Below are 24,649 nucleotides of genomic sequence, written 5' to 3'. Positions count from 1 at the left end.
AGCGCCGACCCGGCGCACAGGGGTTCCGGGGTCACCGCCCCGGAACCCCGTCCGTACCCGGCCCCCGGACCGGCCCGGAGCCACCGGGGCCGCTCGCACAGCGAGGAACCGTCATGGACACCGCAATCGCATCCCCGGCGCGGCCGAGGACCGTGCACCACCCCCTGCCCTCAGGGCCGCAGGCCGCCGGGGAGGCCCGCCGCAGCGCCGCGCGCACCCTGGCCCTGCACCCCGTGCGCTGCCCACAAGAGACCGCCTGCGACATCCTGCTCATCGCGTCCGAGCTCGCCACCAATGCGGTCCGGCACGCCATGCCCCCGTACGCGCTCACGATCAGCCTGGACCGCGGCCGGGCCGGCATCTGCGTCAGCGACGGCTCGCTCTCCCTGCCCCAGCGGGGCGACGGCCACGGGACCGACGACACCCGGGGGCGGGGCCTGCAGATCGTCCGGGCGCTCGGCGCGGACCTCTTCGTCAGCCGCTCGCCGCGCGGCAAGCAGGTCATCGCAGTGATCACCTGGCGGGACGGCTGACCCGACGGTTCCCTCGAACGAGGGAACCGGGCCCCGTCCCGGAGCGCGAACGCCCTCCCATCCGCCCGCGCCTCCGCTACGAAGAACCATCAGACCCATCCCCTGGACCTGTGGCCCGCACCGCCCTGCGCTGCGGTCCGGCCGCTGCTCTCCGGACAAGGACCACCATGCGATGGACACCCCGCCCCCGGCCGGCCGCCCCCGGCCGCCCCTGCGTCTGGTCCCCACGGCCGGAGCCCGCCCCGTGAACGAGCCGAGCCCCTCCGGTGCCGACCCCACCGGCAGCCGCACCGACCGCACTGACCGCACCGACCTCTCCGAGGTCATGCGGCAGGTCGCCCACGGCGACAAAGAGGCGTTCTCCGTCCTGTACGACGCCCTCGCCTCGCTGGTCTTCGGGGTCGTGGTCAAAGTCGTGCGCGACCGGGCGCAGTCCGAGGAGGTCGCCCAAGAGGTCATGATCGACCTGTGGCGGCAGGCCGCCCGCTACCGCCCCGAATCCGGCGCCGTCACCACATGGGCGGCGACGATCGCCCACCGGCGGGCCGTGGACCGGGTCCGCTCCGCCCAGGCGTCCGCCGACCGGGAACGCGCGCAGGCCGCCCGCGAGCACCGGACGGCGTTCGACGAGGTGGCCGAACAGGTCGAGATCCGCCTGGACAGCGAGCAAGTCCGCCGCTGCCTGCACGGTCTCACCGAACTCCAGCGCCAGGCGGTGACCATGGCCTACTACCAGGGCCTGACCTACCGCGAGGTCGCCGAAGTCCTCCACGCGCCGCTGCCCACCGTCAAGACGCGCATGCGCGACGGACTCATCCGGCTCCGCGACTGCATGGGGGTGACCACATGAACCAGCACCGGTCCGACACCCACGCCCTCACCGCCGCCTACGCACTGAACGCACTGGACGCCGGCGAACGCGAGCCGTTCACCGACCACCTCTCCCGGTGCGAGGAGTGCCGCCTGGAGGTCGCCGGGTTCCAGGCCACCGCCGCCCGGCTGGCCGCCGCCGTGGCCCAGCCGCCGCCCGCCTCGATGAAGCAGCGGACGCTGGCAGCCGTCGAGGGCGTGCGCCAACTCCCGCCCCGGACCTCCACCCCCGTCTCCCCGGTCCCGCTGCGCGGCGCGCTGCGCCGCAAGGCCGGCCTGTTCGCCGTGGCCGCGAGCGTGGCCGCCGCGGCCCTGTTCGCGGGCCTGGCCGCCTGGCAGAGCCAGGAGAGCCGCCACTACGAACAGCAGGCCCGGCAGATCGAGCAGCGCCTCGACGACGTCAGCGTGGTCCTGGCCGCTCCCGACGCCCGCGCGGCCCACGGCCGCACCAGCAACGGAGCCGCCGCCACCGTCGTCACCTCGGCCCTGCGCAACAAGGCCGTCTTCACCGCCGGCGGACTGCCCGCGCCCGTCGCCGGCACGACCTACCAGCTGTGGCTGGACCACGACGGCACCATGCGCCCGGCCGGTTTCATCCACCGGGACGGCACCGTCCTCATCGACGGCGACACCGTCGACGCCGGTGCGATCGGCCTCACCGTCGAACCCGCCGGAGGATCCCCACGACCCACCACGACCCCGCTGCTCCTGATGGACCTCCCCGCCTGACAGCGCGCCGCCAACGGCTACAGGGCTCGGGCAATGCGTGGGCAAGGCCCTCCTGATGGACCCGGAGGGTGCGGACGCAGCTCGGGCTCACGGGGTCATGTCGTACGTGACCCACATGGTCCGCTTGGCGACCTGGTCGTACTTGGAACGCGCCCGGTGGTTGTCATCGGCGGTGATCCAGCGGACCACGCTCCAACCGCGCTCGGCCGCGAGCTCGCGCAGCGCGCCGAGCAGGAGGTCGGCGGCGCCCGAACCGCGGTGCTGCGGTGCCACGAACAGGTCGTCGAGGAAGCAGCCCACCGTCGCGGAGAGCGGGCGCGCGAAGGGACGGTAGTGGGCGAGGCCCAGCAGCCGGCCCCCCGTGTCCTCGGCCACCAGGGCGCCCACCTCGTGGCCGGGGTCGGTCACCCAGGACCAGACCGTGGCGGCCGCCTCCTCGGTCTGCTCAACCCCGTAGAAGTCGGCGTAGCCCTGGTAGAGGGCGCGCCACTGGGCGAAATCGCCGTCCCGCACGGAACGCACGCTGATGTCGGACATGGGGCTGGACTCCCGTGATCGAAGGAAGGCGAAACGGAACGGAGCGGAGCGGAGCGGGACGTGTGCGCCGCCGCTCCGGCGCAGAGCACCGATCATGCTGGAGCCCGGCGGTCCCGGCAGGTGCCGCGGTGTCGAAACGCGGGCCGGCTCAGCGCCACGATGTACGGGTGCGGCCGGCGAAGCCCCGCGCGCCGAACACCGCTGTCGGCGCGCAGGAGCTTCGTGGGCCAGGCCACTCCGTGACCGCGAGAGCCGCCAAGCGGTCCGGAGGATGGTGGCCACGGCCAGTCAACCAGGAGCTGCCCCGGGGCGGCACCTGGTCCAGGGCACGGAATCGGGCCGGTGCGCGTCGTGTCGTTACGGTGGATCATCCAAGAGGTGAATGTGTTTTTTCTGGTGGCAGATGCCAGTTGAAGCTGGAGATTCATCTTGCCCATGCGGGTTCACCTTCCGTGGGGTCGCGTGGACGACGGCGCGGGCCCCCGCGAAGCGGTCGTCCCGGGCTGCCGCGCGCCGCCCGGCGTGCCCGTACGGCGCGTCCGGACGATGATGTGGGGAGAACGGCGTGCGGAAGGGGACGTCTCGTGCCATCGGCTCGGCCGGGGGGCGAGGAAACCCACGGCCCGATCTGGTCCGAGCCGGGGTCGCTGCTCGAGCGCGTGCCCGTGGCCGTCCTCGGCATCGACGAGCACGACCACGTCTGCTACTGGGGACCCGGCGCCCGTGACCTCTTCGGGTACGAACCCGGCGCCGTCCTCACCCGGCCCGGCGCCCTCCTCTTCGCCGACGCCTCCCGCAGCGGCACGTCCGCATCGTGCGCCCGACTGACGGAGCAGGGGCGTACGCAGGGCTACTGGCGGGGCAGGCTGACCGCCCGGCACCGCGACGGCACGGCCTTCGACTGCGGCTTCCGGTCCTTCTCCGTCACCGGATCCGGCGGTCCCTCGGTGGTGATGGTCCTGTCGAGCCGCAGCGACGAACTCGACCGGGTCAAGACCAACCTCGCCTTCCTCGACGCCCTCTTCGAGACCTGCCCCATCGGGCTGGTCATGATCGACGAGGACCTGCGGTACATCCACCTCAACCAGGCGCTCGCCGACATGGACGGCCTGCCGATCGAAGCCCACCTGGGGCGGCGCATGGACGACATCATGATCATGTCGGACGGCGGTGAGTACGAGCGCATGCTGCGGGCCGTCGCGCAGGGCGGAGCACCCGTGGTGGGGACCCTGGTCGGGGTGCGCCCGCGCGGGCATCCGGACCGCGACCAGGTCCGGTCCGTCAGCTTCTTCCCGCTGAGTCGGGCGGTCGGGACCCGATCCGGCGTGGGCGGGCTGATGATCGACGTGACGGACCGGGAACGGGCCATCCTGGAAGCCACCGCCAGCCGTCGCCGGCTGGCCCTCCTCGACGGGGCCTCCACCCGGATCGGGACCACCCTGGACGTCAACCTCACCGCCCAGGAGCTCGTCGACGCGTCGATGCCGGACTTCTGCGACGGTTCCGTGGTCGAGATCGTGGAGTGGATGGACGAGACCGAGGACTTTGACCCGGGGCGTCCGCTGTTCACCCGTCGCATCGCCTCCGGGACGACCCTGCCCGCTCCGGCCGTCGAACTCGTGAGCGGGGTGGAGAAGGTGCGGTACCCGCCGGGCTCCGTCATCCACGACATGCTGAGCACCGGCCGCGCCATCTCGGCCGTGGTGGACGAGGAGTTCCTGGCCCGCACCGTCGTCACCGAGTCACGCACGAAGATCATGGGCGAGAGCGGGGTGGCATGCATCCTCGTCGCTCCGCTCATCGCCCGGGGCACCGTCCAGGGCATCGCCATGTTCGGCCGGTCCGCCGCCCGTCCGCCGTTCGCCGAGGAGGACGTCAGCCTGGCCAGCGAACTCGCCTCGCGCGCCGCGATCTGCCTGGACAACGCCCGCCTCTACAGCCGGGTCCAGGACATCGCCCTCACGCTGCAGCGGGCCCTGCTGCCCACGGCGCTGGCGGTCACCCCGTACGTGGACGTCGCCCACCGCTACGTGCCCGGCAGCCGGATTACCGAGGTCGGCGGTGACTGGTACGACGTGATCAACCTGCCCGACGGTCGGGTCGTCCTGGTCGTGGGCGACGTGATGGGGCACGGAGTGGACGCGGCCGCGGCCATGGGCTACCTGCGCATCACCACCAAGGCCCTGGCCCGCCACGACAGCGAGCCCGCCGACCTGCTCACCGAACTCGACGCGTGCGCCCAGGAGGCCGGCATCGAGCTGGCGACCTGCCTCTACCTCGTCTACGACCCGCGCAGTGGACGCGCCCGCATCGCCAGTGCCGGCCACCCGCCGCCCCTGGTGCTCCGGCCGGACGGCACGGTGCAGACCATTGGCGAGGTCCTCGGGGTCCCCCTGGGCGTCGGCGGCGCCCCGTTCCGGACCACCGAGATCGAACTGCCCGAGAACGCCACGCTCGCCCTGTACACGGACGGCCTCATCGAGGCCCGGGGGCGGGACATCGAGGTGGGCCTGGACGCCCTGCGCGCCGAACTGGGCGGCCGCAGCGAGCCGTTGGAGGACATGGCGGACCGCGTCCTGGCCGGCCTGCTGCCCGAGCCGCCGACCGACGACACGGTCCTGATCCTGGCCCGCGTTCACCGCGACGCCCCATGAGCGGGGCTCAGCCGCGGTGGGACACACCGGCCGTGTCCAGTGCGGCTCCCGCCAGCGCGGCCAGGGCGAGCGCCACCGAGCGGGCGTCCTCCGGCGGCAGGCGGTGGCCGGGAAAGGGAGCGAGGAGGAAGCGCCCGTAATAGTGCCCGCCCCCGACGACCCGCAGCTCGATCTCGCCGTGCGGCCAGTCGGCGTACCCGGTGACCTCGCCACCGCGGCGCAGCCACAGGCCGCCGTCGTGCTCCAGCCGCGGTCGGTGCCCGATCAGGGTTCCGTACTCGAAGCGGCAGCCGCGCAGCCCCAGCAGGCCGATGAGCTCCCGGCGGACGTACTCGACCACCGCGTCCGGCGAGCCGCCCTGCTCGGTCAGCCGGGCGGTGCCCTGGAGGCTGGACAGGTGCGCGGCGCCGGTGGCCACGACCGCCTCCAACCTGCGTGTCCGTGCCGTCAGTTGGGCGACGATCAGCCCGACGGCCAGCAACAGGACGGCCGTCTGGATCTCGTCCCGGTCGGCGAGGGTGAAGCGCTCGTAGGGCCGGGCGAGGAGGAGCAGGCCGAACCAGGTGGTCGCGGAGAGCGCCGCCACGGCCGCGGCGGCCCGGGTGCCCGAGGCGGCGATCGCGACCACGGCGACGACCAGGACCAGGGCCCCGTTCGCCGGGGAGAGCCAGGTGCGGAAGGGGACGAGCGCGAGCGCCACGAGGAGGGGCACCACCAGGGCCCCGAACAGCGCGGCACGGTCGTGGAGTCGGTACCCGGGCATGTGATGCCTCCCGTCCGGAAGTGACGATCTCAACCAGAGCCAGATGTTCACGGGCAGACTGCCCAGGGCGAGGGGCGGAGCCACCCGCCCTGGCGAGGTCTTGACGTACCGCACGCGGATTTTGCCCACGGCCCCGGGCCTCCGGCCGCTTCGGGCCTACCGGCCGCCGTCCGGGAGCAGCGCCGACGAATCGCGCTGGTGCGGGACCGGTGCGTGCGATGACAACGGCGCACGCGGTTCGTCCCGGTGGAGCTCGATCGTACGCGTCGGAGCGGGGATCGAGATGCCCTCCGTCCGGAACCGCTCGTGCAGGCGCTTGATGAACTCGTGCTTGATCCGGTACTGGTCGCTGAACTCGCCGACGCCCAGGATCACCGTGAAGTTGATCCGGGAGTCCGCGAACGTGTGGAAGCGGACGGCCCCCTCGTGGGCGGGGTCCGCGCCGTCCACGTGCGCCATCACCTTGCCGACCACGTCGAGGGTCACCCGCTCGACGTGCTCCAGATCGCTCTCGTAGCCCACTCCCACCTGGACCAGGATCGAGAACTGCGCCTCGGGCTGGGTGAAGTTGGTCATGTTGGTGCGCGCGAGACGCCCGTTGGGGATGATGACCAAGTTGTTCGACAGGTTGCGGACCACGGTGTTGCGCCAGTTGATGTCGACGACGTAACCCTCCTCGCCGCTGGTGAGCCGGATGTAGTCACCGGGCTGCACGGTCTTCGAGGCGAGGATGTGCACGCCGGCGAAGAGGTTGGCGAGGGTGTCCTGGAGAGCCAGGGCCACCGCCAGACCGCCGACTCCGAGGGCGGTGACCAGCGGCGCGATGGACACGCCGAGGGTCTCCAGGGCGACGAGCACGCCCATCACGAGGACCACGATCCGCGTGATGTTGACGAAGATGGACGCCGATGCGGCCACCCCGGTGCGCGATCCCGCCACGGACTGGACGAGGCCCGCGACGACCCGCGCCGCGCTGAGCGTGGCGATGAGGATGAGCAGCGCGGTCAGCGACTGGTTCACGAACCCCGAGACGCGCGCGGTGAGCGGCAGGGTCGTGGCGGCCACCGCCGCGCCCGCGATCAGTGCGGCCCCGGGCGCGATGGTGCGCAGCGCGTCGACGATGATGTCGTCCCCCCGCCACCGGGTCCGCTCGGCGTGCCGGCCCAGCCAGCGCAGGAGGGCGCGCAGCAGCAGTCCGGCCGCGGCGCCCGCCGCCAGCGCGATCCCGGCGACCAGCCAGTCGTGCAGGACGAGATCCCGGTTCAACGGACCTCCTCCGGTGCGCCGCGCCGGCCCGGGGGAGTGGCGACGGGAGCTGCCGGCCGTCGTATGGGGTGTGGGTGTGTCGTCACCTTGTCACCTGTCAGTTCGTCGTGCGTGAAGCCGCGTTCGGGCGCGTGTGCGCATCCGGAACGGGCTGCCATCCTGCCCCATGGCAGCAGGACGCACCGCAGGCGGGGCTGCCGCTACCGCCGCGCGGCGGCGTGTTCGAGGACCGCGCGGACCTCGGCCGCTATCGCGCTCTCGTTGCGTTCGAACTCGGGGCCGGTCAGCTGCTGGGGGTCGGCCGGCAAGCCGGTGAGCACCGGGGTGTGGAGGTGGCCCCCGGGCAGGTGCGGGGCGAGTTCGGCGCGCAGCCGGTTGGAGCGGTAGGCCACTTCGTTGGACAGGTAGCCGCCCCCGCCGCCCGCCACGGCCCGTGAGCCGGGGGTCGGGCCGGCGGTCCGGTCGACGGGGGTCGTGCCGCCGGCCGGGATCTCGGTCACGTCGCTGTTGAGGAGGACGGGGTACGGGCTCTGCACGGCGCCGGTGACGGCGCCCGCGGGGAGCGTGGTGCGGATGAACTCCGGGCCCGGGCCGAGGCCGGGGGCGGTCACCGGGTGCTCGCGGGTGCCGCCGGACAGGGCGCGCACGTTGTCGGGGTACGGGTCGGCGGACCGGGCCCGTCCCGCCCAGTCCTCCAGGGTGAAGATGCCGGGGTAACCCTGGCTGACGGTGGTGATGACGTCGGCGGCGGCGGGGCCGCCGGCCAGGCGCGGGGCGAACGCCCGCTCCACCATGCCGGCGTCGAAGTCGGCGTACCGCACGGGGAGGACGACGGCGCGGATCTCGGCGGGGGTGCCGTCGGCGAGGGTCACACGCCGTCCGTTGAGCTGGAGGGCGGCCGACCCCGACGGGTTGGCGCGGCGGATCTCGGCGTCGAGCCCGAAGGGGTCGAACCCGCTGATGAAGACGCGCCGCACGCCGGGCGCGGTGCGGAAGGCGTTGTTCGTCAGGCCCCGGGAGGCGTCCTCGAAGCGGGCGCGGAGCGCGGCCCGGTCGGCGGTGAACTCCGGCTGCCAGCGGGCGAGTGCGGCGGTCATGCCGAGCCGCGCCCAGTACAGCGGCCGGTCGTCCCCGGGGGCGAGGTCGCCGCCGGGCCGCTGCCCCTGGGCCCGCCGTACGGAGGCCTGCCACAGTGCCTCGCCCCAGTCGGTGACCAGCCGGTCGGCCTCGGCGGGGCTGCGGGTCGCGCACAGCGCGGCGGGGAACCGCCGCACGAAGTCCGCGAACCCGCCGCGCTCGACGAGGGCCGTGGTGCGGGCGTCCGAGAGCCGCGCCTGTTCGGCGTCCAGCGGTACGGACGCGGAGGCGCGGCACGCGGAGGAGCCGTCGGCCGCGTGCGCGGGCGAGGTGAGAGCCAGGGGAAGGACGGTGGCGAGAAGGGCAGCGGCCGACGCCGCACGCCGTAAGAGCATCATGCGATGTGACATTACATAGCGGCCCCGACCCCCACCAGACGCACCGGTCCTACCGGCCGTGACTGGCTCAACTCCACCTCTGTCACGGCCGGTTCACCGTGCGGCAGCCGCCCGGCGGCCGTGGTGTCATCGTGTTGCCGGGTCGCCACCGCCCCGTACGGGCCGAGGGTTGCGGCAGCGTCAGTACCCACCACTGCCGCAGCGTGCGGATCGTGTGCAGGAAGATCCGCGGACCCCGGCAGACCGGGCGGGCGTAGCGTCTGACGGGGTCGCCGTTCGGGAAGACGAGTTCCTCGTGTCCGGTGACGACGGCTCCCTCGTCCGTCAGCCTCAGGTGGTGGACGGCGCTCACCCGATCGGCGGTGGAGGCGCCCCCTTCGACCCCTCCGAGCAGGAGCAGTCGGTCACCGCGGATCGCGAGGCCGAACGGGTCCGAGACCGGGAGGCGGCGGATGCGGCGTATCCCGCCGGGGCCCGTTTCGACGAGCGGTGCGCTCGGCCAGTACACGGCGTGGACCGTGGAGTCGCAGACGTTGACGGTGTTGACGTCCACCAGGTAGTCCAAGGGCGCCGGGGGGCGCAGGGCCCCCGCGTGGTTCCCCCTGCTGTCCCAGCGGACCAGCCCGCCCGCGCTGACGCGGTCGTCGCTGTATATCCCTTCGTCGGCGTATCCGGTCCAGAAGCCGGAGCGGCGGTCCGCGACCAGGTGCGTGAGGCGGGTTCCCAGGGGGAACCGGCGCCGGGAGCGGCCGTCGCGGCCGAAGATCTGGCCGGATCGTGCGTTCGGACCTCCACCGCCGGAGAGCACGAACCCGCCGCCCGGCAGGGCGTCGAAGGCGCTCGGGTCCACGGCCACTCCGTGCAGGGTCTGCTCCCGGACCACCCCCCGGTCGCTGATGACGACCAGGGCGTCGAAGGGGAGTTTCGTGGGCGCCGGGACGTCCCGGCCGGCCCGCCTGGAGGGGAAGCGGGCATCAGGGCAGATGAGCCAGAGAGCGCGGCCCCACGGATCAATCGTGGAGGCCAGTACCTTCCGCTCGTCGTACTGCCGAGGCAACAGTGCGTAGGAACGCAGTGCCACCTTCGTCAAAAAGATCACCTCGCGGGCGAAGGAATGTGACGCATCCATGATCACATGAGGGGGCGGCCGCCCCCGCGCTAGGTCCTGTCGTCAAAGTAGCGCCGGTCAGGCCCGCGGCGTCCGGTGCCGTGCATCGCAAGGCGGAGGGGCGCCCGAGTACTGGACGTACTTGGGTGCCCCGACAACGCGGCGAGGTGCGGTGCCGGGCGTCGCGGGCCCGGGGGCACCTCCCAGCGGTAGCTGGGGGAGGGACTTTGACGACAGGGCCTAGGCCGCCCGCTCCGGGGCCAGGCCGCGTGCCGTGCCGGTGCGTTCGAAGGCGTGTCCCGCGCGCAGGAGCGTGGCTTCGCCGAAGGGCCTCCCCATGAGCTGCATGCCGATCGGCAGGCCCGCCGAGTCCAGGCCGACGGGCACGCTCAGCGCGGGAACACCGGTGAGGTTGGCCGGGGCCGACAGCCGTACGTAGGCGTCGGCGACGCCCTCCACGCTGCCGTCGCCCCAGGTCACTTCGGTCCGTCCGGACTCGACGGCGGTGATCGGCACGGTCGGTGCGGCGATCAGGTCGACCGCCTCCAGCACGTCCCGCCAAGCCCGCCCCATGAGGGTGCGGGCGCGCTGGGCCCGCAGGTAGTCGCCCGCGGTCATGAGCTCGCCCGCCTCCAGGAGGACCCGCACGTCGGTCCCGTACAGGTCGGGTACCACCCGCAGGGTCCGCTCGTGGTAGGCCGAGGCCTCGGGCACCATCAGGCCCCAATGGGCCGCGCGGATGTAGCGCGTCATCGGGATCTCGACGTCCACGAGCCGGGCGCCGAGCCCCTCGAGCCGTTCGATCGCCCGCCGGACGGCGGCCTCGACCTCCGGGTCCACCCGGTCGAAGTAGTAGTTGTTCGGCACCCCGACCCGCAGCCCCGTCAGATCCGTGCCGGGGCCCGGCCGGTGGTCCGTGGCCGGGGCCGCGACGGACGCCGGGTCGTGCGGGTCGTGTCCGACCAGGGCGGCCAGGACCAGCCCGGCGTCCTCCACGGTGCGGGTGAGGGGTCCCACATGGTCCAGCGACCAGGACAGCGAAGTCACGCCACGGCGCGGCACCAGCCCGTACGTCGGCTTCAGTCCGACGACCCCGTTCAGGGCGGCGGGCACCCGGATCGATCCGCCGGTGTCGGTGCCCAGGGCGAAGGCGGCCGCCCCCGCCGCGACGGCGACGGCGGAACCGCCGCTGGACCCGCCGGCCACCCGGTCCGGGTTCCAGGCGTTCGTCGTCTGAGGGGTGGTCAGGCCGTAGGCGAACTCGTGCGTGTGGGTCTTGCCCACCAGGACCGCTCCGGCCGAGGCGAGGCGCGCCGCGACGGTGCTGTCGGCCTCCGCCCGGTGCCCCGTCCGTGCCCGGGAGCTCGCCGTGGTCGCCATCCCGGCCACGTCGATGAGGTCCTTGAGGCCGACGGGCATCCCGTGGAGGGCCCCCCGGTGCGTGCCGCGGGCGATCTCGCCCTCCGCCCGGCGGGCCGCGGCGCGCGCACGGTCGGCCGTCACGGCGGTGAAGGCGTTCAGGCGGGGTTCGACCCGTGCGATGCGCGCCAGCGCCGACTCCACCAGTTCGACCGGTGAGACCAGCCGGGTGCGTACGGCCTCGGCCGCTTCGGCCACGGTCAGCTCATACGGTTCCATCGTGCTGCTCCCCTCCCGCGCGGTACGTCGCGGAGGGCGGTGTCTCGCCGAAGTCCAGTTCCCGCAGGAGCGATACGACGGCGTGGATGTGGTCGGCGGTGGCCGCCACTTCCGCATGGCGGTCCTTCGCCAGCGGAAGCCCTGACCGTGCGGCCCAGCGGGCGGCTTCGGGAGGAGTGAGGTCCGGGGCGGACATGTGCTGCCTTCCTTCAGGAGTGCGGCGGCACGCTCACCGCCGCCTTAAAGCTAACGGCTTGCGTTAGTTCACGGTAGGGCCTACGGTCGCTTAAAGCGAATGAATCGCTTTTGTTGTCGGTCGGTCCTCTGTAGACGAAGGAACACGCCCATGTGCACCGCACAGTTCACCGAGCCGGCCCCGGCCGGAGCCGCTGCCCACTGGTCCGTCGGGGAGATCGCGGTCCACCGCGTCGACGAAGTGCCCCTGCCGCCCGCGACCGGACCGTGGCTGCTGCCGGCCGCCACCCCGGACGTGGTCGCCGAACACGACTGGCTGCGGCCCGACTTCGCCGGTCCGGACGGTGTCCTGCACCTCGACAGCCACAGCTTCGCGCTGGTCGTGGACGGTCTGCGGGTCCTCGTCGACACCGGGATCGGCAACGGCAAGACGAGGGCCAACCCGGCGTGGCACCGGCTCCGCACCGACTACCTCGCACGCCTCGCGGACATCGGATTCACCCCCGACAACGTCGACCTGGTGATCCTCACCCATCTGCACGCCGACCACGTCGGATGGAACACCCGCGAGGCGGACGGCGCATGGGTGCCGACCTTCCCGGGCGCCCGCTACCTGACGTCGAGGGCGGAGCGCGAGTTCTGGGCCGGCTACGACATGGACGAGGCGCGGCGCGGCATGTTCCGCGACTCCGTCGTGCCCGTCGAGGAGGCGGGTCTGCTCGACCTGGTCGACGTGCCGGCCGAGGGGATCGACGTGGCCGAGGGGCTGCGCCTGTTGCCCGCGCCGGGTCACACCCCCGGGCAGATCGTCGTACAGGTGAGCAGCGGCGGCGCGACGGCCCTGGTCACCGGGGACGCCGTCCACCACCCCGTGCAGCTGGCCCGGCCGGAGATCGGCAGCTGCGTCGACATCGACCCGGTACGGGCCGAGGCCACCCGCCGGGCGCTGCTCGCCCGCCTCGCCGACACCGGCGCCCTGGTGCTCGGTACGCACTTCCCCGCGCCGACCGCCGGCCGCGTGGTGGTCGAGGGGGACGGCTACCGGCTCGAACCCGTGGCTGCCGCTCCGGTGCGCCGCTGACCCGCGGGGGCGTGCGCGGCGGGCCGGTCAGCGGGGTGCGTCGAAGCCCCGTACGGCCTCCGTCGCGAGCCGGTGCGCGTACGCGCCGGTGAGTCCGGCGGGGCGGAACAGGATGCGGTACATCATCGGCGCCACGACCCGGTCGAGCACCGTCTCGACGTCCGGGGCCCCCTCGCCGCGCTCCGCGGCGCGGGCGAGCACGACGGCGATCTGCTCCGCCGCGTAGGCCGAACACCGCCCCGCGTTGTCGCCGTCCGGGTCCCCGAGCAGCGCATCGCGGATGTACGCGCGGCCCGCGGGCGAGGCCATCTCCTCCTGGAACTGTTCGGCCCAGCCCCGCAGGTCCGCCAGCAGGTCTCCGTGGTCCTCCGGCGGAGCGTCGGGGCGCAGGTGCTCGACGGCGACGTCCGAGAGCAGTTCCTGTAGGTCGCCCCAGCGGCGGTAGATCGTCGACGGGGTGACGCCGGCCCGCGCCGCGACCATCGGGATCGTCAGCTCCGGACGCCCCAGTTCAGCCTGGAGCTCACGCACGGCGGTGTGGACCGCCTCCTGGACCCGTGCGCTGCGGCCCCCGGGGCGGACCATCGCTTTTCGGCTCATGCGGCCAGCTTAAAGCAAATTTCTTGCATCATGCTCGGTCGTGGCCGCCGCCCCGGGCTCCGCGGCGGTGCCGGCCGCGGAGCGCGGGTCACGCGGCCGGCACGGCCTAGTCCCCGATGAAGGCGAGGAGGGCGTTGTTGACCTCTTCGGCGTGGGTCCACAGGAGACCGTGCGGGGCGCCCTCGAGGACGACGTAGTCGGCGTGCGGGAGGGCCTTGTGGAAGGGTTCCGCGGTGGCCCCGATCGGGAGGATGCGGTCCGCGGTGCCGTGGAGGATCAGGGCGGGCACGTCGATCTTGGGGATGTCGGCCCGGAAGTCGGTGGTCCACGTGAGGACGGCGGCGCGGGAGGCGTACGCGGAGGCGCCGGCGGCGGTCGCCCAGCTCGCCCGTACGGTCTCCTCGCTGATGCGCGTGCCGAGGTTCTCGTCGAGGTTGTAGAAGGCCTGGTAGAAGTCGGTGAAGTAGGCGTAGCGGTCCTTCGTGACGGCGGCGAGGATGCCCTCGAAGACGCTGCCGTCGACGCCGGTGGGGTTGTCGTCGGTCTTGAGGAGGTAGGGCTCCAGGCCGGCGAGGAAGGCGGCCTTGGCCACGCGTCCGGAACCGCGGGTGCCGAGGTAACGGCCGACCTCGCCGGTGCCCATGGAGAAGCCGACGAGGATCGTGTCGGTGAGGTCGAGGGTCTCCATCAGCGTGTGCAGGTCGTCCGTGAAGGTGTCGTAGTCGTAGCCGGTGGTGGGCTGGGAGGACTGCCCGAAGCCGCGCCGGTCGTAGGTGATGACGCGGTGACCGGCGTCGAGCAGGGCGGGCAGCTGCTTCTCCCAGGAATGCCCGTCCAGCGGGTAGCCGTGGATGAGGACGACGGGCTGCCCGCTGCCGTGGTCCTCGTAGTACAGGTCGATGTCGGTGCTGTTCTCCTGGCCGACGGTGATGAAGGGCATGGTGCCTCCTGTGGCGATCTCGGTTCGGTCCGCGGCAGCAGTGTCCCGCCCCGGGGCCCCCGAACGGCGTCGGAACACGGCCTTCCACCGGTACTTGCGCAGGTCGTCCACAGCCGTGGTCACGTGAATCGGGGACCGGAAACAGGCGACTTCACCCGAATCGATGCCGTTCCTAGGCTGAGCGGGCAAGCAAGCGGAGCATGCGCCGCGTACCAGCCACCGGTGCGGCGCCGAGGGAGTTGTCTTGGCCAGTCACGATCCGACCGAACGCCCTGCGGAGCCGTCGTTCAGCGCGTTCCGCGCGTCGGGAGCGCAGCAGCGGATGTACTTCCTCCAGCAGGTGGAGGAGGGCCGGCCGACCTACCACATGCCCGTCTTCTACGGCCTCGAAGGCCCGGTGGACGAGGCCGCGCTCCGCACCTGCGCCCAGGGGCTGCTCGACCGGCACGAGGCGCTGCGCACCCGGTTCGTCCTGCGGGACGGCGAGCTGTGGCAGCACATCGACACCGAGGCCGTGCTCGCCTGGTCCTCCGCCGCGGCGCACGGATCCCGGGACGTCGAGGAGTGGATGGCCGCCGAACACCACCGGCCCTTCGACCTGGAGTCCGGACCGCTCTTCCGGGCGGCCCTGTTGCACACCCCCGAGGGCGCCGTCCTCGCGCTCGCCCTGCACCACATCGTCGCCGACGGCTGGTCCGTCGGGATCCTCGCCCGCGAGCTCCTCGGTGCGTACGCCCGGTACGGCGACGCCCCCGACGGTACCGGCGGGCCGCAGCCGGCCGCGTCCGAGGTGCTGGAGGCCATGGAGGCCCCCGAGTACCAGTACGCCGACTTCTCCGACTGGCAGGAGGAATGGCTCCAGGGAGCCGCCGCCCAGCGCCAGCTCGCCTACTGGGAGCAGCAGTTGGGCGGCGAACTGCCCGACGCCCCCCTGCCCCGGGACGGCCGGCCCGGGGCCGGAGCGGACCGCGCCGCGGCGGCGCTGCACTCCTTCGAGGTGCCCGCCGCGGTGCTCGCCCGGATGGAGCGCCTGTGCCGTGACACCCACAGCACCCCCTACACGCTGATGCTGGCGGCCTTCCAGATCGTGCTGGGCCGCTACACGGGCACCGACGACGTGCTCGTCGGAACGCCGGTCGCGGGCCGGGGCCGCAAGGAGTTCCAGGACACCGTCGGCCTGTTCGTCAACACGCTGGTGATCCGCGCGGACCTGTCCGACGACCCCGCCTTCCGGGCCCACCTCGAGCGCGTACGGGACACCGTGCTCGACGCCCAGGACCACCAGGACCTGCCCTTCGAACGCGTCGTCGACCGGATCGCCCCCGGACGCACCGGCGAGGACGCGCCCCCCTTCCGGGTCATGTTCGGCCTCCACGACGAGGACGCCATGACCGAGGGCCTGCCCGGCCCGCGGGCGAGGATGCTCGAAGGGCCGGCCGGAACCGCCAAGTTCGACCTGACCTTCGACGTCGTACGCACCGGCGGCGCGCTGAGCTGCCGGCTGGAGTACCGGGCCGACCTGTTCGAGGCCGCCACCGTCCGACAGTTCGGCCGGCACTTCGCCCGGCTCCTCGACGCCGCAACCGAGAACCCCGAACTGCCGCTCAGTCGGCTGCCGATGCTGTCGGCCGACGAGAGGAGCGGCATCGGCTCGCCGCTCCCGCCCCGCGCCGCCCTCCCGCCCGCTCCGGGCGAGCCGGCTTGCATCCACGAGGTCTTCGCCGGGCACGCCGCCCGCACCCCCGAGGCGGTGGCCCTCGTCCACGAGGGCACGTCCCTCAGCTACCGCGAGCTCGACACCCGCGCCAACCGGCTCGCGCACCGGCTGCGCGCCCTCGGCGTGGGACCCGACACCCTCGTCGGTCTGTGCCTGCCCCGCTCCGCCGACCTCGTCGTCGCCCTGCTCGGCATCCTCAAGGCCGGCGGCGCCTACCTGCCGCTCGACCCCGACAACCCGCCCGAGCGGCTGCGCCACATCGTCCAGGACGCCCGCCTGGAGCACGTCGTCGGCACCACCGGAACCCGATCCCTGTGGGACGCCCCCGGCCTGCACGCCGTCGACCTGCAGGCCGACGCCTCGCTCCTGGCCGCCGAACCGGACACCGCCCCCGACACGGGCGTGACCCCGGACCACCTCGCCTATGTCATCTACACCTCCGGCTCCACCGGCCTGCCCAAGGGCACCCTCGTGCCCCACTCCAACGTCACCCGGCTGTTCTCCGCCACCGACCACTGGTTCGGCTTCGGCCCCGAGGACGTGTGGACCCTCTTCCACTCCATCGCCTTCGACTTCTCCGTCTGGGAGCTGTGGGGCGCCCTCGCCCACGGCGGCCGCCTCGTCGTGGTGCCGTACGGGACCAGCCGCTCGCCCGAGGAGTTCCACCGGCTGCTGCGCGCCGAGCGGGTCACCGTCCTCAACCAGACCCCCTCCGCCTTCTACCAGTTGGCCCGCGCCGACGAGGAGCACCAGCGCACGACCGGTCCGGACGCCCCCGGGCTCGCCCTGCGCCACGTCGTCTTCGGCGGGGAGGCCCTCGACGTCGCCGCCCTCGCCGGGTGGTTCGCCCGGCACGGCGACACCGCACCCCGCCTGGTCAACATGTACGGCATCACCGAGACGACCGTGCACGTCACCTACCGGCCGCTGACCGCCCGCGACGCCGAGGAGGGCCGCGGCAGCGTCATCGGCGTGCCCATCCCCGACCTGCGCCTGCACCTGCTCGACGCGCGCGGCCGGACCGTTCCGCGCGGCGCCGTCGGGGAGCTGTACGTCGCCGGGGCGGGCCTCGCCCGCGGCTACCTGCGCCGGCCCGAACTCACCGCCGAGCGCTTCCCCACCGGCCTTGCCGACCGCGGCGCAGACGGTGGCACGGGCGGTGGCCCGGACCGCGGCGCCGACGGGCCCGCCGGGCTCGCCGAGGGCGAGCGGCTGTACCGCACCGGCGACCTGGCGCGCGCCCTGCCCGACGGGGACCTGGAGTACCTCGGCCGCATCGACCACCAGGTCAAACTGCGCGGCTTCCGGATAGAACTCGGCGAGGTCGAGGCGGCCCTGGCCGCCCACCCCCTCGTCGACGCCGCGGTCGCCCTCGTCGCACCGGACACCGCGGGGACCGACGTCCTCGTCGGCTACCTGGCCGTGACCGGTGCCGAGGACGGCACGGGCCCCACCGTGGAGGAGATGCGCACCCACCTCGCGCAGCGACTGCCCGGCTACATGATCCCCGGCGCCTTCGTCACCCTGCCCGCCTTCCCGCTGACCGCCAACGGCAAGACCGACCGGCGCCGCCTGCCCGCCCCCGGTTCGGCGCCCCGGACCCCCACCGCCACCTACGAGGCGCCCAGCGGGCCGGTCGAGACCGCGCTCACCGAGGTCTTCGCCCAGGTCCTCGGGCACGAACGGGTCGGCGCCCTGGACAACTGGTTCGCCCTCGGCGGCGACTCCATCCGCTCCCTCCAGGTCCTCGCCCGGATCCGGGAACGCGGCCTCGACCTCACCGTCGCCGACCTCATGCGCCGTCAGACGGCCCGTGCGCTGGCCCCCGTCGTGACCCGGCGGGAGGCGGCGGCCGGCGCCGAGGCCCCGTACGAGCCGTTCTCCCTGCTCACCCCCGAGGACCGCGCCGCCCTGCCCGACGGGCTGGAGGACGCCTACCCGATGACCCGGCTCCAGGCCGGCATGCTCTACCACAGCGACCTGCCGTCGGCCGGCGGACGCGTCTACCACAACGTGGCCTCCTACCTGGTCGAGGCGCCCTTCTCGGAAGCCGCGTGGCGGACCACCGTCGAGGTCCTCGCGGCCCGGCACGAGATGCTGCGCACCTCCTTCGACCCGCACGGGTTCGGCGAGCCGCTCCAGCTCGTCCACCGCGGCGCCCGCCCGGAGATCACCTTCGAGGACCTGTACGGCCTCGACCCCGAGGCGCAGCGGACCGCCGTCGCCGCCCGCTACGCCGCCGAGCGCGACAGGCCGTTCGCCTGGGACCGGCCCCCGCTGATCCGCTTCCACGTCCAGCGGCTCTCCGACACCCGGCTCCAACTGTTCGTCGCCGAGCACCACGCCGTCCTCGACGGCTGGAGCGAACGCTCGCTCCTGACGGAACTGGCCTCCTGCTACACCGAGGCGCTCGCCGCCCGGACCCCCGAGGAGGGGCCCTCCCCGGACGCGGGCCCCCGCTCCCGGTTCGCCTCCTTCGTCGCCCTGGAACGGGCCGCGCTGGCCGACGCCGGACAGCGCGCCTTCTGGACCGGCAAGGCGACCGACGCCCCCGCGACCCGGCTGCCCCGCCCGGCGGCGACCGGCGGACCCGCCAGGATGTCCTGGTACCTCGCGCCGCTCCCGGAGGGGCTGCACGCCCGGCTGACCGCCCTGGCCGCCGAGTGCGCCGTACCGCTGCGCACCGTCCTGCTCGCCGCCCACCTGCGGGCCACGGCCCTGCTGGGCGGCGGCGACGCGGTCACCACCGGAGTGGTCCACAACGGCCGCGCCGAGGAGACCGACGGCGACAAGGTCGTCGGCGTCTTCCTCAACACCCTGCCGCTGAGCGCCGACGTCGCCGGTCTCAGCTGGCGCGGCCTCGTCGCGCACGTCGCCGAGCTGGAGGCGGAGCTGCACGCGCACCGCCGCTTCCCGCTCGCCGAGATCCAGCGGCTGTCCGGCGGCGGCCCGCTCTTCGAGACCTTCTTCAACTACACCCACTTCCACGTGGAGCGGGACGGGTCCCCCGACGGTGCGTTCACCGTGCTGGAGGAGACCGGAGAGGCCGGCACCGACTTCGCCTTCGGCGCCGAGTTCTCCCGCAGCCCCGACGGCTCCCTGCTCGAACTCGGCCTGCGCTTCGACGCCGCCCAGTTCTCCGAGGCGCAGATGGAGAGCGCGCACGCCTCCTACACCGCCGCCCTGTGCGACCTGGCCGGGGCCCCCGACCGTGACTGCACGGCCGCCGACCTGCTGCCGGAGGCCGAACACCGCCGCTACGCCGAGTGGAACCGGACCGCCGTCGACTACCCGCAGCCGCACGTCCTGACCCGGCTCATCGACGCGCAGCGCGACCGGACCCCGGACGCCCCGGCCGCGCGCTTCGAGGGCGCCGAGCTGACCTACCGCGCCCTCGACACCGAGGCCGAGCGGCTGTGCGCGGCCCTGCGGGAACGGGGCGCCGGCCCCGGCACCTTCGTCGGCCTGCTGCTGGAACGCTCCCTCGCCCTGCCCGTCGTCCTGCTCGCCGTCCTGAAGTCGGGCGCCGCCTACGTCCCGCTGGACCCGGAGCACCCCGTGCCGCGCGTGCGGTCCCTGCTCACCGAGTCCGGCATCGGCCTGGTGGTCACCGAGGGCGCGTGGGCGGAGCGGCTGGCGGGCTCCGGGGTCACCGTCGTCCGGCCGGACGCGGCTGCGACTGCCGCCGCGACCGCCGCCGCGGGCCCCGCCGGAGCCCCCGAGCCGTCCGACCCGGCGTACATGATCTTCACCTCGGGCTCCACCGGAAAGCCCAAGGGCGTCGTGGTCTCCCACCGCGCCATCGCCAACCGGCTGCTGTGGATGCAGGACGAGTACGGGCTGGTTCCGGGGGAGCGGGTGCTGCACAAGACGCCGTACACCTTCGACGTCTCCGTGTGGGAGCTGTTCTGGCCCCTGCTGACCGGCGCCACCCTGGTCCTCGCCCGCCCCGGCGGGCAGCGCGACCCCGGCTACCTCGCCGGCCTGATCCACGACGAGGGCGCCACCACCGTGCACTTCGTCCCGTCCATGCTCAGCGTCTTCCTCGACGACCCCGCGGCCGTGACCGGCGCGGCCGGGCTCACCCGCGTGGTGTGCAGCGGCGAGGCCCTGCCGTACGAGGTCCAGCGCAGGTTCTTCGAGCGGCTGCCCGGAGTCGAACTGCACAACCTCTACGGACCCACCGAAGCGGCCGTCGACGTCACGTACTGGCAGTGCCGGCCGGACGGCGGCGACACCGTGCCCATCGGCCGGCCCATCGCCAACATGCGCACCCACGTGCTGGACCGCCGCCTCGCCGAGGTCCCCCTCGGCGTCACCGGGGAACTCTTCCTCGAAGGCGTCGGCCTCGCCGACGGCTACCACGGACGACCCGAACTGACGGCCGAGCGCTTCATCGAGCACACCAGCCCCGACGGCACCACCCGCCGCCTCTACCGGACCGGCGACCTGGCCCGGCACCGCCCCGACGGAGCCCTGGAGTACGCGGGCCGCACCGACCACCAGCTCAAGATCCGCGGCTTCCGCGTCGAGCCGGGCGAGATCGAAGCCGTCCTCGCCGAACACCCCGGCGTGCGCGACTGCGCGGTCCTGCCCCGCGGCGAACGCCTCGTCGGCTACTTCGTCCCCGATGCGACCGGCCCGGACGCCGCACCCGCCCCCGACCCGGGCGCACTCGCCGCCCACGCCCGGGAGCGGCTCCCCGAGTACATGGTCCCCTCCGCCTGGGTGTGCCTGGACGCCCTCCCGCTGACCGCCAACGGCAAGCTGGACCGCGCCGCCCTCCCCGACCCGGACCCCGCCGACCTGCGCGGCGGCGCCGAGCCGACCCCGCCCCGCGACGCCCTCGAATCCCGCCTCGCCGGGATCTGGGAGCGCCTGCTGGACGCCGGCACGGTCGGCGTCCACGACGACTTCTTCGAGTCCGGCGGGCACTCCATCGACGCCCTGCGCCTGATCGGCCGGATCAACTCGGCCTTCGGCGAACGCCTCGGCGTCTCGGCCGTGCTGGAGCACCCGACCGTCGCCCGGCAGGCCGCGCTGCTGCGGGGCCGGCACGTCGCCGAGGCCCCGGACCCGGTGGTCCGTCTCCAGCCCGAGGGCGCGCTCGACCCGCTCTTCCTCGTCCACCCGATCGGCGGGAACGTCTTCTGCTATCGCACCCTGGCCGCCGAACTGGGCACCGACCGGCCGGTGTTCGGACTGACGGCGCCCGGCCTGACCGACCCCGCAGCGGCCCCCGACGCCACGGCCCGGGAGCTGGCCGCCGCCCATGTGGAGGCCCTGCGCCGGATCCGCCCCGCCGGCCCCTACCGCCTGGCCGGCTGGTCCTTCGGCGGGCTCCTCGCCCACGAGATGGCGGTCCAACTCCGTTCCGCCGGCCAGGAGGTGGCGACGCTCGCCCTGCTGGACACCGGCTACCCGGAGCCCGGCCACGTTCCCGAGGACGAGAGCGAGCTGCTGGAGTGGTTCCACGAGGACCTCGCCCGCTCCGCCGGCTTCGACCCCGGCGACGAGAGCGCGTCCGCCCTGCGGAGCGCCCTGAGCAGCGTCGCCGACACCACGGCCCGCCTCGCCGTCCTCGCCGAGCAGGTGGAACGCGACGGCTTCGCCCCCGGACTGGACCCGCAGGACCTCGCCCGGCACTACGCGGTGTTCCGGACCGGGATCCGCGCCGCCGCCGCGTACGAGCCCCCGGCAGCCCCCTGCCCGGTCCTCTTCCTCCAGACCGGGACCGGGGCCCGGGAGAAGGCCGCCGACCGGTGGGCCGGGCGGGCCGCGGCCGGCTTCACCCGCCACGACGCCGACACCGACCACTACGGGCTGATGCGGCCGCCGCACAGCACCCGGGCCGCCGCCCTCCTGCGCACCGCCCTCGCCGCGGCCGACCACCGCTGAACGGGAACCCCGGCCCGCCCGGGGTACCCGTACCCCCCTTCCCGCGCCGCGCGTCGACGAGGCATGCGCCGACGCGCCCCGCACCAGAACAGGAACGGAACACACCACGTGACGAGTGACACCCCGGGGCCCGCCCCCGAGCTGAGCGGCCGGATCAGCGGCGGCCCCGCCGAACTCCTGCACGACGAAGTGCTCGCCCCGCAGTTCGGGTTCGAGTCCCGCCACCTGCTGCGCCACTACGTCGCCATCGAGAAGACCCTGGCCGCCGAGTACGTCCGCATGGACCTGATCACCGCCGAGGAGGCCCACCGGATCGCCGCCCTGCTCGACTCCGTCCGGCCCGACACCCTCAGCGCCCAGCCGGGCGCCAACATGTCGGACATCGCCTTCGCCCTCGAACGGCACGTCGAGGCGGGCCTGCCCGCCCCGGTCGTGCGCTGGCACGCCGACCGCAGCCGCAACGACCTGCAGGCCTGCGCCCAGGTGATGTACGGCCGCGACCAGCTCGCCCGCTTCGCCGCAGCCCTCCTCGAACTCGCCGCCGTCGTCCACCGGCTGGCCGAGGAGACCTGCGACCTGCCCATGCCGGGGTACACCCACTTCCAGGCCGCCCAGATCATCACCCCCGGCTTCCACCTCGCCGCGCTCTCCGAGCACCTGCTGCACACCCACGCCCGGCTGCTGAACGCGTACGATGGCATCGACGCCTGCCCGCTGGGCGCCGGCGCCATGGCGGGGCAGGAACTGCCGTGGGACCGCGACCGGATGGCCCGGCTGCTCGGCTTCTCCCGGCCGCAGCCCCATGCCCTGACCGCCGTGGCCTCGCGCCGCTGGAGCGCCGAACTGACCTCGGAACTCAGCCTGCTGGGCACCGCCCTGAGCCGCTTCACCACCGACCTGCTGACCTGGGGCGGCAGCGAGTACGGCTTCATCGAACTGCCCGACGAGCTGTCCGGCATCTCCTCCGCCATGCCGCAGAAGAAGAACTACCCCGTCCTGGAACGCATCCGCGGGCGCACCGCCCACCTGAGCGCCTTCCACTTCGACGTGCTCCTGGGCCAGCGCAACACCCCCTTCTGCAACCTCGTCGAGGTGTCCAAGGAGGCCGGCACCCACCTGCTGAACGCCTTCGACTCGGCCCACGGCACCGTCCGCCTCCTCACCGAGGTGCTGCGCAGGCTGACCTTCCGCGCCGACCGCATGCGCCAGGTGTGCGAGCGCGAGTTCCTCGGCGGCTTCAGCCTCGCCAACGCCCTCTGCCTCACCGAAGGGGTGCCCTGGCGCACCGCCCAGGTCGTCGCCGGGAAGTACGTCGTGCTCGCCGCGGCGGCGGGCGCCGCCCCCGCCCCGGGCGAACCCGCCCTGCTGGTCGAGGCGGCCGCCGGACACGGCATCACCCTCGCCGACCCCGCCCGGCTCCTCGCCGAGGCCTTCGACGTCGACCGGGGCCTGGAGCGCATGGTCTCCGCCGGCTCGGCCCGCCCCGACGCCGTGCGCGCGGTACTGCGCACCCAGCAGGAGACGTACGAACGGCTCGGCGCCGACTGGGAACTGCGCGCCGCGGCGGTCCGCGCGGGCACCGAGGAAGGCGACCGCGCCCTGTACGGCGCGACCGGCGACGAGATCCACGAGGAGGACGGCGATGGCAAGCGCGCCCGCGTACAGCACGCCCACTGACGCCGCCGCAGGGACGTCCGCCGCCGCCGTCGTCGGACCGGCTTCCGTCCTGGGCCCCGGCTCCGGCAGCGCCTTCGGCACCTTCGGAGAACTGCTCCAGGGCGCCCTGCCCCACCCGCAGGGGGACTTCCTGGTCACCTTCCCCCTCGCCCGCTGGGCCACCGCCCGTTTCCACCCCAGCCCCGGCCGGCCGGGCGTCCAGGTGCGGCCGGCCCACAAGGCCAAGTCGCGTCGTGTCGCCGAAGCCGTCCTGGCCGCCCTCGGTACGGCGGACGGCGGCCTCCTGGAGGTGGCCGGGGACCTGCCCGAGGGCAAGGGCCTCGCCAGCTCCTCCGCCGACCTCGTCGCCACCGTACGGGCCGTCGGGGCCGCGCACGGGCGCGAGTTCACCCCGGCCGAGACGGAGGACTTCCTGCGCGGCATCGAACCGGCCGACGGGGTCATGTACGACGAGATCGTCGCCTTCCACCACCGGGAGGTGCGCCTCGGCCACCGCCTCGGCGTGCTGCCCCCGCTGACCGTCGTCGCCCACGACGAGGGCGGCCAGGTGGACACCGTCGCGCACAACCGGGGCGCCCGGGCCATCGACGCCACCGACCGGGAGGAGTACGCGCTCCTGCTGGACCGGCTCACCGGCGCCGTCGCCCGCGGCGACCTCCAGGAGGTCGGCGCCGTCGCCACCCGCAGCGCCGAGATGAACGCCCACCGCCGTCGGCGCGCCGGGTTCGGGCAGCTGCACGCCCTGTGCCGCGAGGTCGACGGCCTGGGCCTGGTGCTCGCCCACAGCGGCACCATGCTCGGTGTCCTCCTGGAGGCGAACGACCCGGCCCTCGCGAGCAAGACCGAGCACATCCGGGCCGGCTGCGCCGCCCTCGGTGGAGAGGTGTCCGTACACCGCTCCCTCGGCGCCGACGACAGCTGGAGCCCGACGGCCGCGCCCGCCCACCCCACCGAGCTGGAGATCTGAC

17 protein-coding genes are annotated in these 24,649 nt (G+C 73.8%); 8 read left to right on the top strand and 9 right to left on the bottom strand.

Annotated elements, in window-relative coordinates; translation table 11 throughout:
• Positions 1–113 precede the first annotated feature (113 nt).
• The 3 genes from ACIQK6_RS25000 to ACIQK6_RS24990 all read left to right on the top strand — a co-directional run bounded on the left by ACIQK6_RS25000 (position 114) and on the right by ACIQK6_RS24990 (position 2,132).
• On the top strand, positions 114–533 hold the full coding sequence (locus ACIQK6_RS25000; RefSeq protein ID WP_329097118.1) for an ATP-binding protein: 420 nt from the start codon (positions 114–116) through the stop codon (positions 531–533).
• Between the two features lie 244 nt (positions 534–777).
• Complete coding sequence (gene sigK / locus ACIQK6_RS24995) at positions 778–1,383, top strand: ECF RNA polymerase sigma factor SigK (protein ID WP_402695555.1); 606 nt, start codon at positions 778–780, stop codon at positions 1,381–1,383.
• Entirely contained in the window at positions 1,380–2,132 is a 753-nt protein-coding gene (locus tag ACIQK6_RS24990; protein WP_329097113.1) for an anti-sigma factor, read from the top strand. The genes sigK and ACIQK6_RS24990 overlap by 4 nt, the downstream gene beginning before the upstream one ends.
• A gap of 87 nt (positions 2,133–2,219) precedes the next feature.
• Here the strand turns inward: ACIQK6_RS24990 and ACIQK6_RS24985 are convergent, their stop codons facing one another.
• Positions 2,220–2,669 carry a GNAT family N-acetyltransferase gene (locus ACIQK6_RS24985; protein WP_329097112.1) on the bottom strand — a complete coding sequence of 150 codons (450 nt, stop codon included), beginning with the start codon at positions 2,667–2,669 and terminating at the stop codon, positions 2,220–2,222.
• Positions 2,670–3,253: 584 nt separating this feature from the next.
• Here ACIQK6_RS24985 and ACIQK6_RS24980 point away from each other — a divergent pair.
• The gene (locus ACIQK6_RS24980) at positions 3,254–5,323 is read left to right on the top strand and encodes a SpoIIE family protein phosphatase (RefSeq protein WP_329097110.1); all 2,070 of its coding nucleotides are present in this window, start codon (positions 3,254–3,256) and stop codon (positions 5,321–5,323) included.
• A gap of 7 nt (positions 5,324–5,330) precedes the next feature.
• On the opposite strand, the gene ACIQK6_RS24975 is transcribed toward ACIQK6_RS24980, so the two are convergent.
• The 6 genes from ACIQK6_RS24975 to ACIQK6_RS24950 all read right to left on the bottom strand — a co-directional run bounded on the left by ACIQK6_RS24975 (position 5,331) and on the right by ACIQK6_RS24950 (position 11,769).
• Positions 5,331–6,086 (bottom strand): DUF4118 domain-containing protein, encoded by a 756-nt coding sequence (locus ACIQK6_RS24975; RefSeq protein WP_329097107.1) that lies wholly within the window; start codon positions 6,084–6,086, stop codon positions 5,331–5,333.
• Positions 6,087–6,242: 156 nt separating this feature from the next.
• On the bottom strand, positions 6,243–7,352 hold the full coding sequence (locus ACIQK6_RS24970) for a mechanosensitive ion channel family protein (RefSeq protein ID WP_329097105.1): 1,110 nt from the start codon (positions 7,350–7,352) through the stop codon (positions 6,243–6,245).
• A gap of 200 nt (positions 7,353–7,552) precedes the next feature.
• The gene (locus tag ACIQK6_RS24965) at positions 7,553–8,827 is read right to left on the bottom strand and encodes a pyroglutamyl peptidase (RefSeq protein WP_329097103.1); all 1,275 of its coding nucleotides are present in this window, start codon (positions 8,825–8,827) and stop codon (positions 7,553–7,555) included.
• Between the two features lie 82 nt (positions 8,828–8,909).
• Positions 8,910–9,956 (bottom strand): hypothetical protein, encoded by a 1,047-nt coding sequence (locus ACIQK6_RS24960; RefSeq protein WP_329097101.1) that lies wholly within the window; start codon positions 9,954–9,956, stop codon positions 8,910–8,912.
• Positions 9,957–10,175: 219 nt separating this feature from the next.
• On the bottom strand, positions 10,176–11,573 hold the full coding sequence (locus ACIQK6_RS24955; RefSeq protein WP_329097100.1) for an amidase: 1,398 nt from the start codon (positions 11,571–11,573) through the stop codon (positions 10,176–10,178).
• On the bottom strand, positions 11,560–11,769 hold the full coding sequence (locus tag ACIQK6_RS24950) for a hypothetical protein (RefSeq protein ID WP_327382007.1): 210 nt from the start codon (positions 11,767–11,769) through the stop codon (positions 11,560–11,562). The genes ACIQK6_RS24955 and ACIQK6_RS24950 overlap by 14 nt, the downstream gene beginning before the upstream one ends.
• Positions 11,770–11,919: 150 nt before the next feature.
• Between ACIQK6_RS24950 and ACIQK6_RS24945 the strand changes: the two genes are divergently transcribed.
• Entirely contained in the window at positions 11,920–12,849 is a 930-nt protein-coding gene (locus ACIQK6_RS24945; protein WP_329097097.1) for an MBL fold metallo-hydrolase, read from the top strand.
• A gap of 27 nt (positions 12,850–12,876) precedes the next feature.
• Here ACIQK6_RS24945 and ACIQK6_RS24940 read toward each other — a convergent pair whose 3' ends face one another.
• Both ACIQK6_RS24940 and ACIQK6_RS24935 read right to left on the bottom strand, forming a co-directional pair.
• Complete coding sequence (locus ACIQK6_RS24940) at positions 12,877–13,449, bottom strand: TetR/AcrR family transcriptional regulator C-terminal ligand-binding domain-containing protein (RefSeq protein ID WP_329097095.1); 573 nt, start codon at positions 13,447–13,449, stop codon at positions 12,877–12,879.
• A 106-nt stretch (positions 13,450–13,555) separates the two neighbouring features.
• Positions 13,556–14,389 carry an alpha/beta hydrolase gene (locus ACIQK6_RS24935; protein ID WP_329097093.1) on the bottom strand — a complete coding sequence of 278 codons (834 nt, stop codon included), beginning with the start codon at positions 14,387–14,389 and terminating at the stop codon, positions 13,556–13,558.
• Positions 14,390–14,633: 244 nt separating this feature from the next.
• Between ACIQK6_RS24935 and ACIQK6_RS24930 the strand changes: the two genes are divergently transcribed.
• The 3 genes from ACIQK6_RS24930 to ACIQK6_RS24920 all read left to right on the top strand — a co-directional run bounded on the left by ACIQK6_RS24930 (position 14,634) and on the right by ACIQK6_RS24920 (position 24,648).
• Positions 14,634–22,004, top strand: a complete 7,371-nt coding sequence (locus ACIQK6_RS24930) for an amino acid adenylation domain-containing protein (protein ID WP_402695493.1) — start codon at positions 14,634–14,636, stop codon at positions 22,002–22,004.
• A 108-nt stretch (positions 22,005–22,112) separates the two neighbouring features.
• Positions 22,113–23,681 (top strand): lyase family protein, encoded by a 1,569-nt coding sequence (locus ACIQK6_RS24925; RefSeq protein WP_329097090.1) that lies wholly within the window; start codon positions 22,113–22,115, stop codon positions 23,679–23,681.
• A complete protein-coding gene (locus tag ACIQK6_RS24920; protein ID WP_402695492.1) occupies positions 23,647–24,648 on the top strand; it encodes a kinase in 1,002 nt (333 codons plus the stop codon). The genes ACIQK6_RS24925 and ACIQK6_RS24920 overlap by 35 nt, the downstream gene beginning before the upstream one ends.
• The last annotated feature ends 1 nt before the right edge of the window (position 24,649 follow it).

Source organism: Streptomyces sp. NPDC091682, from assembly GCF_044756625.1.
Classification (GTDB): domain Bacteria; phylum Actinomycetota; class Actinomycetes; order Streptomycetales; family Streptomycetaceae; genus Streptomyces.
Note: the sequence above shows the minus strand (reverse complement) of the source record. Positions and strands in the feature narration are given on the sequence as shown.